Origin of the sequence: Flavobacterium sp. SLB02 (assembly GCF_009664855.1) — a bacterium.
Classification (GTDB): domain Bacteria; phylum Bacteroidota; class Bacteroidia; order Flavobacteriales; family Flavobacteriaceae; genus Flavobacterium.
In genome coordinates this window covers 5516080-5532096 of record NZ_CP045928.1, presented here as the reverse complement: position 1 = coordinate 5532096, position 16017 = coordinate 5516080, and the positions used below count along the sequence as shown (strand labels likewise).

General features: G+C 35.3%; 13 protein-coding genes. 6 read left to right on the top strand and 7 right to left on the bottom strand.

Annotated features, from left to right (window positions below):
- Positions 1-3: 3 nt before the first annotated feature.
- Genes GIY83_RS20950 through GIY83_RS20940 form a run of 3 tightly spaced genes read right to left on the bottom strand, consistent with a single transcriptional unit; the run spans position 4 to position 5996 of the window.
- The gene (locus GIY83_RS20950; protein ID WP_208683254.1) at positions 4-3135 is read right to left on the bottom strand and encodes a TonB-dependent receptor; all 3132 of its coding nucleotides are present in this window, start codon (positions 3133-3135) and stop codon (positions 4-6) included.
- Positions 3136-3180: 45 nt separating this feature from the next.
- Positions 3181-4500, bottom strand: a complete 1320-nt coding sequence (gene xylA, locus GIY83_RS20945) for a xylose isomerase (protein WP_194617268.1) — start codon at positions 4498-4500, stop codon at positions 3181-3183.
- A gap of 2 nt (positions 4501-4502) precedes the next feature.
- A complete protein-coding gene (locus tag GIY83_RS20940) occupies positions 4503-5996 on the bottom strand; it encodes a xylulokinase (RefSeq protein WP_194617267.1) in 1494 nt (497 codons plus the stop codon).
- A 391-nt stretch (positions 5997-6387) separates the two neighbouring features.
- Between GIY83_RS20940 and GIY83_RS20935 the strand changes: the two genes are divergently transcribed.
- Both GIY83_RS20935 and GIY83_RS20930 read left to right on the top strand, forming a co-directional pair.
- Positions 6388-7104 (top strand): NUDIX domain-containing protein, encoded by a 717-nt coding sequence (locus GIY83_RS20935; RefSeq protein WP_194617266.1) that lies wholly within the window; start codon positions 6388-6390, stop codon positions 7102-7104.
- A gap of 21 nt (positions 7105-7125) precedes the next feature.
- A complete protein-coding gene (locus tag GIY83_RS20930; protein WP_208683252.1) occupies positions 7126-7851 on the top strand; it encodes an NUDIX domain-containing protein in 726 nt (241 codons plus the stop codon).
- 42 nt (positions 7852-7893) lie between these two features.
- Here GIY83_RS20930 and GIY83_RS20925 read toward each other — a convergent pair whose 3' ends face one another.
- On the bottom strand, positions 7894-8106 hold the full coding sequence (locus GIY83_RS20925) for a hypothetical protein (RefSeq protein ID WP_208683250.1): 213 nt from the start codon (positions 8104-8106) through the stop codon (positions 7894-7896).
- Positions 8107-8625: 519 nt separating this feature from the next.
- On the opposite strand from GIY83_RS20925, the gene lepA reads away from it, so the two are divergent.
- The 3 genes from lepA to GIY83_RS20910 all read left to right on the top strand — a co-directional run bounded on the left by lepA (position 8626) and on the right by GIY83_RS20910 (position 12543).
- Positions 8626-10422: a translation elongation factor 4 gene (gene lepA / locus GIY83_RS20920; protein WP_194617263.1), complete on the top strand. Its 1797-nt coding sequence runs from the start codon at positions 8626-8628 to the stop codon at positions 10420-10422.
- Between the two features lie 431 nt (positions 10423-10853).
- Entirely contained in the window at positions 10854-11474 is a 621-nt protein-coding gene (locus GIY83_RS20915) for an outer membrane beta-barrel protein (RefSeq protein ID WP_194617262.1), read from the top strand.
- Positions 11475-11586: 112 nt separating this feature from the next.
- The gene (locus tag GIY83_RS20910; RefSeq protein WP_194617261.1) at positions 11587-12543 is read left to right on the top strand and encodes a YafY family protein; all 957 of its coding nucleotides are present in this window, start codon (positions 11587-11589) and stop codon (positions 12541-12543) included.
- A gap of 48 nt (positions 12544-12591) precedes the next feature.
- Here GIY83_RS20910 and GIY83_RS20905 read toward each other — a convergent pair whose 3' ends face one another.
- From GIY83_RS20905 to GIY83_RS20895, 3 genes are all read right to left on the bottom strand, one after another.
- Complete coding sequence (locus tag GIY83_RS20905; protein WP_194617260.1) at positions 12592-13092, bottom strand: DinB family protein; 501 nt, start codon at positions 13090-13092, stop codon at positions 12592-12594.
- 66 nt (positions 13093-13158) lie between these two features.
- Positions 13159-13641 carry a DinB family protein gene (locus GIY83_RS20900; protein WP_194617259.1) on the bottom strand — a complete coding sequence of 161 codons (483 nt, stop codon included), beginning with the start codon at positions 13639-13641 and terminating at the stop codon, positions 13159-13161.
- A 184-nt stretch (positions 13642-13825) separates the two neighbouring features.
- Complete coding sequence (locus GIY83_RS20895; RefSeq protein WP_194617258.1) at positions 13826-14758, bottom strand: 1-phosphofructokinase family hexose kinase; 933 nt, start codon at positions 14756-14758, stop codon at positions 13826-13828.
- A 188-nt stretch (positions 14759-14946) separates the two neighbouring features.
- Here GIY83_RS20895 and thiL point away from each other — a divergent pair, with 188 nt between their 5' ends.
- Positions 14947-15993, top strand: coding sequence for a thiamine-phosphate kinase (thiL, locus tag GIY83_RS20890; RefSeq protein ID WP_194617257.1), 1047 nt, complete (start codon positions 14947-14949; stop codon positions 15991-15993).
- The last annotated feature ends 24 nt before the right edge of the window (positions 15994-16017 follow it).

Genomic DNA, 16017 nt, shown 5'->3' with positions numbered 1-16017 from the left:
TTATTAAAGTTTAACATTTAATCCTAACATGAAGGTTCTTGGTCTTGGATAGTATCCTACGTCTACACCTGATGAGAACTTTTGGTCATCGTTTGAAGAACCAAATCCAATTTCAGGGTCCATACCATTGTATTTCGTGAAAGTGTAAAGGTTTAATACTGAAAAGTAAACTCTGAACTGGCTGGCAAAAAATGGTTTTGCTTGTTTCATTTTTGCCAAATCAAATCCTAATGTTACAGTACTAATTCTTAAGAAATCACCATTCTGAACATATAAATCCGAAAATTGTGTGAAGTTTCTATTGTCTTCTGTTACTCTTGGTACTGTGTTAGAAGATCCTTCTCCGTGCCAACGATCTAATATGGCAGACGTATAATTTCCGTAAGCACCAGATTGATTTCTATACGATTGTACGATTTGATTTCCTGCTACACCATTAGCTAAAAGCGAGAAGTCAAAAGCTTTATAACTTGCCGATAAAGAGAATCCGTAAGTAAAGTCAGGATTAGGATTTCCGATACTGGTTTTATCCGAAGCGTCGATTTTATCGTCTCCGTTTGTATTTATATAAATAACATCACCAGGAGCTGCAGTTGGCTGTAATACTGCACCGTTTGCCGATTTATAATTGTCAATTTGCGCCTGATTCTGGAAAACACCTCCAGTTTTATATCCCCAGAAATAGCCTAACGGATATCCGTTTTGCGCTCTGTAAAATTCAGGTGAATTATCATACAGTTCATTAGGTAAACCGTGAATAATTCCACCGTCTGCAGGTATCTCACCTACAGTGTTTTTATTATAAGCCCCATTGGCGCTCACACTGTATTTAAAATCTCCAATACTGTTTTGGTAATTTAAACTTACCTCAACCCCTTTATTTACCACATCTCCTCCGTTAATAAATGGTGGGTTCGCTCCTTTAATTCCTGAAATTGGCGCTAATATTAACCAGTCTTTGTTGGTTTTCTTATAAAAATCAACCGTAAAGTTTAATGCATTGTCTAAAAATCTTGCATCAAGACCAAGGTCAATTTGCTCTGAAGTTTCCCATTTTAAATCCAGATTAGATAATCTGTCCGGATATGCTCCTGGAGTAAGAACCCCTTCTTCATCTCCAAAATTGTAATTGGTATTATTTACTTTTATTGGTGATAAGTATTGAAAAGCTCTTGCATTCTGATTTCCAACTTGTCCCCAAGAAGCTCTTAACTTAAGAAAATTGATCACTTTTGAATCTCTTAAAAATTCTTCGTTTGATGCAATCCAACCTGCTGAAACTGATGGGAAATATCCCCACTCATTCTCTTTAGAAAAAATGGAAGATCCATCAACTCTAAAAGTTGCATTTAACAAATAAGTTTCTTTAAAATTGTAATTTAACCTACCAAAATAAGACATTCTTTTAGTCTGTTGCTTGATACCATTTAATGCTATTTTAGCTCCGTCTTTATTAGTCGTATTGTCTAACCACGCATGCTCTAAATCATCAAAAAACGAATCTGCATTTGTAGCCGATATAGACGTTCCGTCAAAATTAATAGACGATGTTCCCACCATTGCTTCAAAATGATGCGTTTCGGCAACATTAAATTTATACGTCAATAAGTTATCCCAGGTAAGTGTTTTACCCTTGTTCATGTTTTGATTTACTCTATCAAAAGCACTGTTTGCATAAATCGACAATTGATATTTAGGAGAATATGAATGTCCTTCACCTGCATAATAATCAAGACCTAAAGTAGTTTTGAATGTTAAGTTTTTTATTGGCTCAATTTGCAAATAAACATTACCAAGCAATTTTTGATTGTTATTTTCATTTTGATTGTTGTATTCCATTAATGCATAAGGATTTGCCTGACCTGCTAACCAAGGCTCGCTGTTTTTAGTACTATCGTAATAGTTACCATTTGCATCGTACATTGGTAATAATGGCGATACCTGAAAAGCACTTCTTAAAGAATTGCTGTACTGATTTCCAACCCCAATTCCGTTTTTATTGATGTAGGCAAAACTCAAGTTCTGACCAAAAGTCAATATATCTTTGTATAATTTATGTTCTGAATTGAATCTGAAATTATAACGCTCATAGTTCGATAAATCTTTACCTCCTACAACTCCTTCTTGTCCTAAATAAGACAAAGATGACGAATAAACAGAAGTATCTGAACCTCCAGAAACACCAAATGAGAAGTTTTTAGTCGCGGCGTTATCCACCAACATTTTGTCCATCCAGTTTGTTCCTTTTCCCATTGCAGCAATTTGACTGTTGGTGAAATATGGATTTTTTCCTGAATTTACAGCTGCTTCATTTAAGATAGTAGCATATTCAGTCGCATCTAATAAATCTACTTTTCTGGATACTGACTGTACTCCATAATACTGATCAAAAGTAACTTGTCCTGAAGAACCTCTTTTTCCTTTTTTGGTTGTTACCAAAACAACTCCATTAGAAGCTTGCGAACCATAAATGGCTGCAGATGCAGCATCCTTTAATACAGAAATAGATTCAATATCTGAATTGCTTAAATAAGAGATATCATTAGTAAGGATTCCGTCTACAACATATAACGGACTGCTTCCTGCTGTTGAACCAACACCTCTAATCACCACATTTAATCCTTCTCCCGGTTGCCCTGAAGTAGATGTAATCTGGATACCGGCTGCCTGACCCTGAAGTGCCTGCAAAGCATTTGTTGTATTGGTTTTGGCAAGATTTTCTCCACTAACCTGAGTAACAGCATTAGTTACAAGTGTTTTCTTTTGTGAACCGTAACCTATAACGACAACTTCTTTAAGATCTGCCGCTTCTGTTTGTAAGGTAACAGCAATCGTTTTTTGAGTTCCAATGGTAATACGTTGCGTTTTAAATCCCATAAAACTGATTACGATTACGTTACCTGTTTTGGCATCTAATTTAAAATTTCCATCAAAATCTGTTGATGTTGCTGTCTTCGTGCCTTCGATAGCTACCGTAGCACCGGGAACGCTCATACCATCATCTCCTGATTTTACATTTCCGGTTATCGATTGGGATTGCTCCTGGGCAAAACCGGACTGCATCATAAATACACTAAGCAACAGCGCCATACAAAACGAGAGCGGTGATGTTTTAATACAATGTTTGCTTTTCATAATAGTTAAGAATTGGTTTAAATTATAGTTAGTAATTTTTAATCGTTAGTACGCATTCGAAATAATCTGTTCGAATAATTCCTGTCTTCCACTTAGTGATTGAGGTTCTCCACTTGCACGGGCAATTTTGCTAAGATCTTCAAGAGATAATTCTCCGTTTTCGAACTTCGCTCCGTTTCCGCCGTCAAATGAACTGTAACGCTGCGTGCGTAATTTTCTGTAATCTGTATTTTGTAGTATCTGATCTGCGCAGATTAATCCTCTTGCAAAAACATCCATTCCTGCAATGTGTGCAATGAATTTATCTTCTAAATCGATTGAATTTCTTCTCACTTTAGCATCGAAGTTTACACCTCCACCCTGAATTCCGCCACCTTCAAGGATAACCAACATAGCCTGAGTCACTTCCTGAAGATTAATAGGGAACTGATCTGTATCCCAACCGTTTTGGTAATCTCCTCTGTTGGCATCAATGCTTCCTAACATTCCTGCATCAACAGCAACTTGTAATTCGTGTTCGAAAGAATGTCCTGCAAGAGTCGCGTGGTTTACTTCAAGATTTAATTTGAAATCATTTTGAAGTCCGTATTTGTTAATGAAACCTAATGAAGTCGCTGCATCATAATCGTATTGATGTTTTGTTGGTTCCATTGGTTTTGGTTCGATCAGGAAGTTTCCTTTAAAACCTTCTTTACGGGCATAATCTTTACAAGTATTTAAGAATCGTCCTAAATGGTCTAGTTCTCTTTTCATGTCTGTGTTTAACAAACTCATATATCCTTCACGTCCTCCCCAGAAAACATAATTTTCACCGCCTAATGCAATAGTTGCATCTATTGCAATTTTTGCCTGAGCACCTGCATAGGCCAAAACGTCAAAGTTTGGGTTGGTTGCAGCACCGTTCATATAGCGAGGATTACTGAATAAGTTTGAAGTTCCCCACAACAATTTAATTCCTGATTCTTGTTGTTTTTGTTTGGCATATTCAACCATAGTCTGAATACGAGTTTCAAATTCAGCCAATGTTGGCGCATCATCTACCACATCAACATCATGAAAACAATAATAAGGCAAACCTAATTTGGTCATGAATTCAAAAGCCGCATCCATTTTGTCTTTGGCTCTTAAAATCACATTCTCATTTTTATCCCAGCAGAACGTTTCAGTCGAAGCTCCAAACGGATCTCCTCCTGTGTTACATAGCGTGTGCCAGTATGCCATCGAAAAACGTAAATGTTCTTTTAAAGTTTTTCCCGCAACGACACGATTCTCATCATACCATTTAAAAGCTAATGGGTTATCACTTTCTCTGCCTTCGAATTTAATCGCGTCAATGTTTTTAAAATATTGATTAGTTGTGCTCATTATTATTGTTCTATTTTAATTTGATTTTTCCATTCCTGATATAAATCCTGATATTGAGAAGTCAGGATTTTGTTGGGTTCAATTCGGTCTAAACATTGCAATCCCTGAAAAGCTTCGTCTAGCGAATTGTAGTATCCGTAACCGTAAGCAGCGCCTCTTGCAGCACCTTCAGCTCCGGATGTATTGTATAATTCTAAAGTAGTTTGTGTTGTATTGGTGAAGATTTCTCTAAAAACCGGACTTAAAAAAAGGTTCGCATTTCCTGCTCTTACTATAGTTCCTGAAACTCCCGTTTCTTTCATCACATCAAAACCGTAATTCATGGCAAAGACAATTCCTTCACAGGCTGCGCGCACTAAATGTGACGGTTGGTGAATATTGAAGTTTAAATTCTGAATTCCGGATGTTGCATTTTTATTATTGAAAATACGCTCAACACCATTTCCGAAAGGATAAAAACGAAGTCCGTTGCTTCCTACTGCTACTTTTACAGCTTCGGCATTTAGTTTATCGTAGGCAATTAATTCAGCTCTGTCAACCGACATGATTTTGCGTAGCCATTGGTATAAAATTCCAGAACCGTTAATGCATAACATTACGCCATTACGCTTTTCGGCTTCGGTATTATTGACGTGTAAAAAAGTATTGATTCTGTTTTGTTTGTCGTAAGCATCCTGATCGCTTACGGCATATACAACTGCCGAAGTTCCGGCTGTTGTAGCAATTTCGCCGGGTTTCAAAACATTCAATGACAATGCATTGTTGGGCTGATCTCCTGCTCTATAGGTGATTTTTGCATTAGGATTTAATCCTAATTCTTGTGCTATTTCTGAGTGAATGGTGGCCTGTATTCCAAAATTTGAAACAATTTCAGGAACAATATCTGATGATAATCCCATTTGAGAAAGTATTTCGGTCGCCAGTTTTCCTTCAGAGAAATTCCACAAAGCCGCTTCTGATAAACCCGAAGTACTAATTTGAGCCACTTTTGACAATTTCGCAGCAATAAAATCGCCCGGAAGCATCATGTATTTTGCTTTTGCAAAAACTTCTGGCTGATTGTCTTTTACCCATTTTATTTTTGATGCGGTAAAGTTTCCAGGGCTTCCTAAAATTTGATGCTGACAATTTTCAGCACCCATCTGATTGTAAATTTCATCTCCAATAAGGGCTGCACGACTGTCGCACCAAATAATCGAAGAACGAACGGGATTCAAATTTTCATCGGTTAAAACCAAACCGTGCATTTGATAGGCAATCCCAATTGCGTTGATCTTTTTTAAATCAATATTCGATTTTGCACCTAATTGCTGGATTCCGTCTTTTACAAATTGCCACCACGATTCAGGATCCTGTTCTGCCCAGCCAAATTCCTGGGCAATAATTGGCATTTCAAAATCAGGAACGCTAACGGCTCCAATGGTCGCTCCTTTTTCAGGATCGAAAACTGATAATTTTATCGAAGAGCTTCCTAAATCAATTCCTAAAAAAAACATTTGGTGGTATTTTAAGTTAGTTATAGATTTGTCCTTTTTAAACTTATAGTCAAACTGAACTTATCTTATGGTTAATTTGACTACAAGTGTAAAACATTTTTTCTATATTAACAAAATATTAGGGTTATATTTTTTCAATTCTGATAATTGGATCCTCATTTTTATGAATACAATAAAATATTGGCTTAAATAGAATAAAAAAATATCAAAAAAATAACGAATTAGCAATTTGACAATCAGTCATTTAGGAATTATAATTTTAGAATAGCATTTTCTAACAATTCACAAACAACTGATTGTCAGAAAATTATTTCGTTAAAAAAAATATAAAGGATTTATAAAAGCAACTATTCATTTTATTTATTTAATTTGTTTAAAATTTAAGTAGCATATGGTCAAAAATGTAGCCGACGATTCAGCTTTAAAAGGTGAACAAACCGCAATGAATGCAATCACGATTGACTGTGTCATATTTGGATTTGATAAAGGGAGTCTAGAAGTACTATTGGTACAACACGGAGAAGGTATTAGTAAAGGAAAATGGGGACTTCCGGGAGGATGGATTTATAAAAAGGAAAGTACAGACAATGCCGCGCATCGTTTACTGAACGAACTTACAGGTCTGGATAACATTTACTTAGAGCAGTTAAAAGCGTTTGGAGATCCGGATCGTTTTCCGCTTCGACGCGTTATCACTATAGGATATTATGCTTTGGTAAAACGAGAAGATTATAATATTAAAGCAGGTTTTACGGCTTCTGATGCCAAGTGGTATAAGATCAATAGTATTCCGGATTTGATTTATGATCATAACGAAATTTTGGCTTATAGCTTAAAACACCTTCAAAACAGAGTACGCCAGGCACCGCTTGGATTCAATCTATTGCCTGAAAAATTTACTTTATTGCAATTGATGCATTTGTATGAAGAGATATTAGGGATCGAAATGGATAAATCTAATTTTAGAAGAAAAATTCTTCACATGAAATTATTAGTCGCATTAGACGAAAAACAGCAAGATGTTTCGCATCGGGCTGCTAAATTGTATAAATTTGATCCGGAGATTTACAACAAACTCACCGAGAAAGGATTCAATTTTGAATTTTAAAACTATCGACAATCTTAGCAAATGACTTTTCTATCTTCTAAAAACATTTCGGATACTACCAATAAAACGACTACTCCGGAAATAGATGGAATGACGATTGACTGCGTTATTTTTGGTTTTAATAAAGCAAGCCTTGAAGTACTTTTAGTACAACACGCTGAAGGAGAAAGCATAGGAAAATGGGGACTTCTTGGTGGATACATGAAGAGAGAAGAAAGTGCTGATGATGCCGCACATCGAATCGTGTATGAACTTACGAGTCTGGACAATATATATTTAGAGCAGTTAAAAGCCTTTACCAATCCTGCTCGTGTGCCTCAAAGACGAGTGGTGACTATTGGTTATTATACTTTGGTCAATCGTGAAGATTATAATATCAAAGCCAGTTTATCTGTAATCGAAGCCAAGTGGCACAAGATTGATACGATTCCCGAATTAATTTTCGACCATAGCGAGATCCTCAACTTTAGTTTGATGCAGCTGCGCAATCGCGTTCGTCAGGCCCCAATTGGTTTTAATCTTTTGCCTGAAAAATTTACTTTATTGCAATTAATGCATTTGTATGAAGAGATTTTAGGAATCGAATTAGACAAATCTAATTTCCGAAGAAAAATTCTTCATATGAAATTGCTTGTTGAACTCGATGAAAAACAAAAAGCCGTATCGCACAGAGCAGCTAAATTGTACAAATTCGATTCTGATACTTATAAAAAACTTACTGAAAAAGGATTCAGTTTTGAGTTTTAATAAAAAATGCCTGAAGGAAATCTTCAGGCATTTCTCTATATTCTAGATACATAAAAATATTACATTGCAGTAACCGCCCACAATACCCGGATATTTCGTGGGATCTTCTGTACCAGAGTTTGCTGCGACTCCCATTCCGCTGGCACAAATAGAAGTGGGCACAGGTCTGGGACCACAAATTGTTCCTAATGCACCGCCATTGATACTTTTCATTTCATCTTTACTAAGCCTGCTAAATTTTTCAGTAAGCTGCATGGTTTGTTTTTTCATAATTTGTTTGATTTAATTATTAGTAAAAAATAAACACTCTCTTTTGATCTACTTTTTATAATAAAATCCTGCGCACAGATCTTTAATAAAAACCCATATCAAAAAATTAAATTATAATACGATCATAATTATAGTCACAAGGACTACAAGTGTAGTCATATTTTCACGAATCGACAATTATTCGTACAAAAAATACAGATTATTCAAACAAAAGTTATTTATGGTATTTTTTCAGCAAAGATGTTTTGTCCCGAACACAATAAAAAAGATAATCCTTACATTTTCGGGTATAAAGTTGCAATTGATAATGAATGAATTAGCATAATTTCATCTCCTAAAAAACAGCTTTCCGGCTTCAAAACTCAAAATCGGACAACTACATTCCAGAATCCAAAACTTTGCGCTATCTTTGCGGCTTAATAACACGCTCAACAGCAATTGCTACAGCGCAAATTTATACCCTGAAAATTACTTAAAACTCGCTAAGAGAATTGAAATATTAAAATGAAGAAGATACGTAACTTTTGCATTATTGCACACATTGACCACGGTAAAAGTACATTGGCAGACCGCTTATTGGGCGCTACACAAACCGTTACAGCTCGTGAAGAGAAAGCTCAATTGCTTGACAACATGGACCTGGAACGTGAGCGTGGAATCACCATTAAGAGTCACGCCATTCAAATGGAATATACCTATAAAGGAGAAGAATATATTTTAAATCTTATTGACACTCCTGGTCACGTTGACTTTTCATACGAAGTTTCAAGATCTATTGCTGCTTGTGAAGGGGCACTTTTGATTGTCGATGCTGCACAAAGTATTCAGGCACAAACGATTTCTAACTTGTATTTGGCTTTAGAGAATGATCTTGAAATTATTCCGGTTTTAAATAAAGTAGATTTACCAAGTGCAAATCCTGAAGAAGTTAGTGATGATATTATTGATTTATTAGGATGTAAATTAGAAGATATTATTCATGCTTCAGGAAAAACAGGTTTTGGTGTCGAAAATATTTTAGCTGCCATTATCGAAAAAATCCCACCTCCGTCAGGAAATATTGACGAGCCATTACAAGCTTTGATTTTCGATTCGCATTATAATCCGTTTCGTGGAATTGAGGTAATCTTTAGAGTTGTAAACGGTGAAATCAGAAAAGGGCAAAAAATTAAATTCATGGCCACTGGAAATGAATATTTCGCCGATGAAATTGGAACTTTAAAATTAAATCAGGTTCCTAAAAATGTAATTTCTGCTGGTGATGTTGGTTATTTAATTTCAGGAATTAAAGAAGCCAAAGAAGTAAAAGTTGGTGATACACTAACAGATGCTAAAACACCAACTACTAATATGATTACTGGTTTCGAGGATGTAAAACCAATGGTTTTCGCCGGAATTTACCCAGTAGATACTGAAGATTATGAAGATTTGCGTTCTTCTATGGAGAAACTGCAGCTAAATGATGCTTCGCTTGTTTTTACTCCTGAAAGTTCTGCGGCGTTAGGATTTGGTTTCCGTTGCGGATTCTTAGGAATGTTGCACATGGAAATTATCCAGGAACGTCTAGAGCGTGAGTTCGACATGACGGTAATTACTACTGTACCTAACGTTTCGTATTTGGCTTATACCAAAAAAGATCCTGAAACTGCATTTGTTGTAAATAATCCTTCTGACTTGCCTGAACCATCTCGTTTAGACAGAGTTGAAGAACCTTTTATTAAAGCAACCATCATTACCAAATCTGATTTTGTTGGAAACGTAATGAGTTTATGTATCGAAAAACGTGGTCAAATTACCAATCAAACGTATTTGACAACAGAACGTGTTGAATTGAATTTTGATATGCCATTGGCGGAAATTGTATTCGATTTTTACGATCGTTTAAAAACGGTTTCTAAAGGTTATGCTTCTTTTGATTACTCTCCTATTGGAATGAGAACTTCGAAACTGGTAAAACTGGATGTTCTTTTGAATGCTCAAACGGTTGATGCACTTTCTGCTTTGATTCACGAAGACAATGCGTATAACATTGGTAAAAAAATGACCGAAAAATTACGCGAGTTAATCCCAAGACAACAATTTGATATTCCGATTCAGGCTGCAATTGGGGCTAAAATCATTGCTCGTGAAACGATAAAAGCACTTCGTAAAGACGTTACCGCAAAATGTTATGGCGGTGATATTTCGCGTAAGCGTAAATTACTAGAGAAACAGAAAAAAGGTAAAAAACGTATGAGACAAGTAGGAAACGTTGAGATTCCTCAGGAAGCTTTTATGGCTGTTTTGAAACTTAACGATTAATTTTTTTTTTAGAAGAAAGAATATAGAGAATAGAATACAGATTGAACCCGATGACGAAAGTTGTCGGGTTTTTTGTTTTAAAAAATAATTTAAACACGAATTCCACGAATTTACACCAATTTTATGAGCTGCTATTAATTCATTTGTGCAATAATTTATAACAAAAAAAGCCAAATATGATTTGTGAAAATTAGTGAAATCCGTGTTTGCTTTTTATAATTTGTTACGATAAATATCCTGCTCACTTCAGGATTTATGCCTCATTAACAAAAATAAATCATAATAAAACCTCAAAATTAAACACGTAAATACTTATAAAAAAGTAGGATTATTAACTCAATAACTGCATTTTTAATGCTATTGATTGCAATTCTAAAAGTTTTAAAATGAAAAACATAATTTTAATCTTACAACTTTTAAAAGCAATTATTATGAAAACTAGATTTTTTGTTATTTTATCAATGTTAACTTTCTCATTTGCGAACGCGCAACAACAAGAGGTTGATGCTGAAATGAACTCTGCAAAAGGAATAACTTTTGAAAAAGGCGATATGTTCCTTGAGGGTTCTATCAAAATTAGCACAGGTGGAGAAAGCGACTATTATGGATTTAGTCCAAAATTCGGGTATTTACTAAATGACAAATTTGCCGTTGGAGCAAAACTAAATTATTCAAGTGAAAAAGAAGAGACTGTTCCAGAAACAAAAACCAACGTATTCGGGGTTGGTGCTTTTGCCAGATACTACTTTTTAGAATTAGACAAAAAACGTTTTAAAGCTTTTGCTGAGGCTGGTTTAGGGTTTGGTCAAAATAAGACTAAAATTCAAGGATTCGAAGACGACACTGATAACAGCATTACAGCAGATATTACTGTTGGTTTAAACTATTTTGTGACCAAAAACATTGCGGTAACTTTTACATTGGCTAATGTATTAGCGTATAATAGTGTTTCTCCTGAAAATGGTGCATCATCAGATACTTTTAATTTAAATATTAATTTATTTGAAAACATTTTCGATCAACCACAATTTGGTCTTTTGTATAGATTCTAGATTTGTACAAATCTCAATCTTTAAAAAAGCTGTCCCAATTTGGGACAGCTTTTTTGTTTCTCTAAACTTTGAACCTTTGTATCTTTGAACCTTGCATCTATAAAAGAAAAAAATGGACGAAGCCCCAAAACGATTTGACCGCATCATTGCTATTCTTATTCAGTTACAATCTAAAAAAATTGTAAGGGCTCAGGAATTAGCAGATCGTTTTGAAGTGAGTTTAAGAACGATATATCGTGATATACGTACTCTCGAAGCATCGGGAGTTCCTATTTATAGCGAGGCCGGAGTAGGTTATGCTTTAATGGAAGGCTATAGATTACCGCCGGTTATGTTTACCCGTGAGGAAGTAGGTAGTTTTATCGCTGCCGAAAAATTAATGCAGAAATTTACAGATCCTTCTATGGGGTCTCATTACGCATCAGCGATGTATAAACTGAAATCGGTTTTAAGAAGTACTGATAAAGACTGGCTTTCGAACATTGAATCAAGCATTTTAATGCAAAATAAGGAGCCACTATTTCATACTAGTTCACCTAATACTTTGCCTGTTTTGTTCGAAAGCATCTCTGAGAAAAAACAAATTCTATTATCATACAAAACCCTTGAAGCCGAAGAACCTACCACAAGAAACATCGAACCGGTTGGTGTTTTTCACGATCACAACAATTGGTATTTTTTGGGTTATTGCCATTTACGAAAAGATTACAGACAATTTAGAACAGACAGAATTCAGGGTATTAAAAAAACTGACTGTTGTTTTACAATAGAACATGATTCCTTAGAAACTTACCTGAATAAAAACGAAACAATCCCGACAACTAAAGTCAGAATTTTGATTGATAAAAAAATTGCCCGGTATTTAGAGTTCGAAAGAAAATACCACGGTTATATTTCAGAAAAAGAAACAGACGGGCAAATAGAAATGACTTTTATGTGTCGCGATATAGAAAGCGGTTTTCCGCGTTGGTTTTTGATGTTTGGCGATTATGCCACAATTCTGGAACCAGAAAGCCTTAAAACCCGGGTTCTGGACTTACTTGACATTAATAGAAAAAGACTTTTATAAAAAAACTCCCAAAGACAAATGATAAGTTAGTCAGTGGGAGTTTTTATTTTATTGTTGATTTTTTACGACATTATAAAAATTATAGTCCGTATTTGAAGCGTCGGTTATACCAATACTTCTTCCGATGGTTACAATTTGACCTCTATGATAAGTGCCATGATTTACTACTTGCAATAAATAATCAGAAATTGGCAACTCGCAATGAAACCAGGGATTCTCAATTTTAATCGTTTTATACAATTGTTCGTCTGATAATGATGAAATAAACTCCGATAATTTTGCAGACGTATTTAATAAACCTTCAAGTATCTCATTTTTACCTAAATCAGCGTTTTCATTCCTTTCCGGCAAAGCAGTTTCGGCTATTATAGAAAACCAATATTGCTCTGTTTCCCAAATATGGTTAAGTGTTTTAATAATGCTCGTATAGCTCGAAGGAACATCTTTGCATAACAACTCATCAGATTTTGTTGTTAGCCAATTCACAAACTGTTGATTTACCCATAAATTGTAGGCAGCATAATTTGCCATTATTCTTTTTAAACTCATGATGCTTGATTTATATTATACCTTGAACAGATGATTTGGTTCATCAAAAACGTCTTGATTATAATGCTATCTTTCCCAGAAAAAAGGAGGTTCAATATTTAAAGCTCTTAGATACACATAGCCTTGTCCGCGGTGGTGTACTTCATTATCAATAAAATAAAGAATATTCTGGATTACCGGAAATTCGTATTGACCAAAAAGATTAAAGTTTTCATTAAAATCTTCAATTGATAATTTTTCCCAATACTGATTAATTTCTGCAGTTGCTTCGTCCCATTTTTCAAGATATTGCGCTTTAAAAATCAATTTTTCTGATCCTTCTTCGCTAAATGGTTTCACTTCTTTATTTACAATTCCTTTAAGTCCCGGAACTGCAATGGCCAAAAGTTCATCAGCCAGTTTAGAAAAAGTTCTCATTCCTCCTATCGAAAATTCAAAGAAATCTTTTTCAGGAAACAATTCAATTACGCGACGTGTAAGGGCGCGGTGACCTTGCCAGTGTTTCAACAAATCTTCAGGAGTAATTACTTGGGCAGCTAATGTTTTCATAGTTTTAAAGTTTTAATTATTTTTAATACTCCAAAATTATTGAGGGCCGGTGACAACAGTTTGTCAGCAGGAAAAAAAAGATTGATTTTTTTTCCTGCTGACAAACGTAGAGACGCACAGCAGTGTGTCTCTACGATATAGATTGTGGTTACATTTCGTTTTTCTTAAATCTTCGATTGAATCTTTATTTATTTCTTAGCCATTCAAACAAACGATGTGCATCTTCATACTTAAACAATTGCGTTCCTTCGTTCATTGTTGCAGCAGATCCGCAGGCAACTCCCCAGCGAATTACTTCTTTCAGGCTTTTATTTTGAGACAGTGCCCAAACCATTCCGCCTACCATACTATCTCCGGCGCCAACAGTACTTTTTTTGGCGACATTAGGCGCAGGAACATATTCGTATTCATCTTTAGTAACCAAAACAGCTCCTTGTGGTCCTAAAGAAACTACGACAATTTCGGCTCCGCCTTTTGCAATGATTTTTTTGGCGGCTTCATTTACTTCTTCCATTTCCAGACGCTCTACTCCAACTAACTTTGCGAGTTCACCAACATTTGGTTTTATAAGGTATGCTCCGGTTTCCAAAACTTTCTTTAAGGCTTCTCCTGAAGTATCTATGATTAATTTTGAATTTGATGCTTTGGCAATTTCAGCTACTTTTTGATAAAAATCAGTAGATAAACCTTCGTTTAAACTTCCGCTTGCTACGAGAAACTTTATTTTTAAATTCGAAATTGTTTTTAAAACTTTCTGAACTTCTGAATCAGATAAAACATCTCCAGTAAACCCAAAACGATATTGCGAATTGGTGTTATCATCGACAGCAATAAAATTTTCTCTGGTTGCTGTTTTAGTTTCAATAGTTTCAAAATCTACCTTTTCCTGTTGTACTAAATCTTTCAGCATTTCGCCAACGGGTCCGCCTGAAGTAAAAATGGCTAAGGAACTTCCGCGTAAGCGGGCAATAGCTTTAGAAACATTTATTCCGCCTCCGCCTGCATCGAATTGTGGTGTTCCACATCTTATTTTCTGCTCGGCAATCAGGCCTGAAAAATGGGTGCTTTTATCTACCGAAGGGTTTACGGTTAAGGTAACTATATCGAATGTTTTCATTTTTGTGTTTTCTTTAGATCTTTTAAAGATCCGAAAATATCATTTCTAAAAGAAGGAAATTCATAAAAGATTGAGACGCACCGGTTGCGTCTCTACCATTCATATCATATCTACATTTTCGTCTCTACCATATTACGGAATTAAAATTTGTACCTTTGCCGCTTAGAAACTTTGGAACTTAAAAAGAAATGATCGAAGATAAAAATCCGCAACGTACCAGTATAGCGCAATTAGGCGAATTTGGCTTAATTGAACACTTAACCAAAAATTTTGATGTTACTCAGGAATCTACCTTAAAAAGTATAGGCGATGATGCCGCTGTTCTTGATTTTAAAGACAAAAAAGTAGTTGTTTCTACTGATTTACTGATCGAAGGTGTGCATTTTGATTTGGCTTATATGCCTTTAAAACATTTAGGATATAAGGCAGTTGTTGTAAACATATCTGACATCTGTGCCATGAATGCCAGACCAACGCAAATAACGGTTTCTGTAGCCGTTTCTAATCGTTTCCCACTAGAAGCCTTAGAAGAATTATTTGAAGGGATTACACATGCTGCAAAAGAATATAAAGTCGATGTTATTGGCGGAGACACTACCTCATCACAAAAAGGATTAATCATAAGCATTACTGCTATTGGTGAAGCCAACGAAGATGAAATTGTATATAGAAATGGTGCTCAAAAAACCGATTTACTGGTCGTAACAGGAGATGTTGGTGCTGCTTATATGGGATTACAGGTTTTAGAACGTGAAAAACAGGTTTTTCAGGTAAACCCAAACAGTCAGCCTGATCTTGATATGTACAGTTATTTAATCGAGCGCCAGTTAAAACCTGAAGCACGAAAAGATGTTCGTACTTTACTACACGCTCTTGAAATTAAACCAACATCGATGATTGACATTTCAGACGGATTATCTTCTGAGATTATTCATTTGTGCAAACAATCAAAAGTGGGCTGTAATTTGTACGAAGATAAACTGCCACTGGATCCTCAATTTATTTCGACTTGCGAAGAGTTTAATATTGATAGTACAACGGTTGCTATTAATGGTGGTGAAGATTATGAATTGTTGTTTACGATTGACATTAATGACTTTGATAAAATAAAAGGAAATCCAAATTTCTCTATTATTGGTCATATGGCTGACGAAAGCGAAGGAATTAATCTGGTAACACGTGCCAACACTCAAATTCCTTTAAAAGCCCGTGGCTGGGATGCTTTGTCTGAATAAATTTTTAAAAATTTAAATAAAAAA

Excerpts from the sequence above, each read along its gene's own strand:
- GIY83_RS20910 (WP_194617261.1), top strand. The coding sequence starts at position 11,587 with ATGGACGAAGCCCCAAAACGATTTGACCGCATCATTGCTATTCTTATT.
- GIY83_RS20940 (WP_194617267.1), bottom strand. The coding sequence starts at position 5,996 with ATGTTTTTTTTAGGAATTGATTTAGGAAGCTCTTCGATAAAATTATCA.
- GIY83_RS20905 (WP_194617260.1), bottom strand. The coding sequence starts at position 13,092 with ATGAGTTTAAAAAGAATAATGGCAAATTATGCTGCCTACAATTTATGG.
- GIY83_RS20915 (WP_194617262.1), top strand. The coding sequence starts at position 10,854 with ATGAAAACTAGATTTTTTGTTATTTTATCAATGTTAACTTTCTCATTT.
- GIY83_RS20950 (WP_208683254.1), bottom strand. The coding sequence starts at position 3,135 with ATGAAAAGCAAACATTGTATTAAAACATCACCGCTCTCGTTTTGTATG.
- lepA (WP_194617263.1), top strand. The coding sequence starts at position 8,626 with ATGAAGAAGATACGTAACTTTTGCATTATTGCACACATTGACCACGGT.
- GIY83_RS20925 (WP_208683250.1), bottom strand. The coding sequence starts at position 8,106 with ATGCAGCTTACTGAAAAATTTAGCAGGCTTAGTAAAGATGAAATGAAA.
- GIY83_RS20930 (WP_208683252.1), top strand. The coding sequence starts at position 7,126 with ATGACTTTTCTATCTTCTAAAAACATTTCGGATACTACCAATAAAACG.
- thiL (WP_194617257.1), top strand. The coding sequence starts at position 14,947 with ATGATCGAAGATAAAAATCCGCAACGTACCAGTATAGCGCAATTAGGC.
- xylA (WP_194617268.1), bottom strand. The coding sequence starts at position 4,500 with ATGAGCACAACTAATCAATATTTTAAAAACATTGACGCGATTAAATTC.
- GIY83_RS20900 (WP_194617259.1), bottom strand. The coding sequence starts at position 13,641 with ATGAAAACATTAGCTGCCCAAGTAATTACTCCTGAAGATTTGTTGAAA.
- GIY83_RS20895 (WP_194617258.1), bottom strand. The coding sequence starts at position 14,758 with ATGAAAACATTCGATATAGTTACCTTAACCGTAAACCCTTCGGTAGAT.
- GIY83_RS20935 (WP_194617266.1), top strand. The coding sequence starts at position 6,388 with ATGGTCAAAAATGTAGCCGACGATTCAGCTTTAAAAGGTGAACAAACC.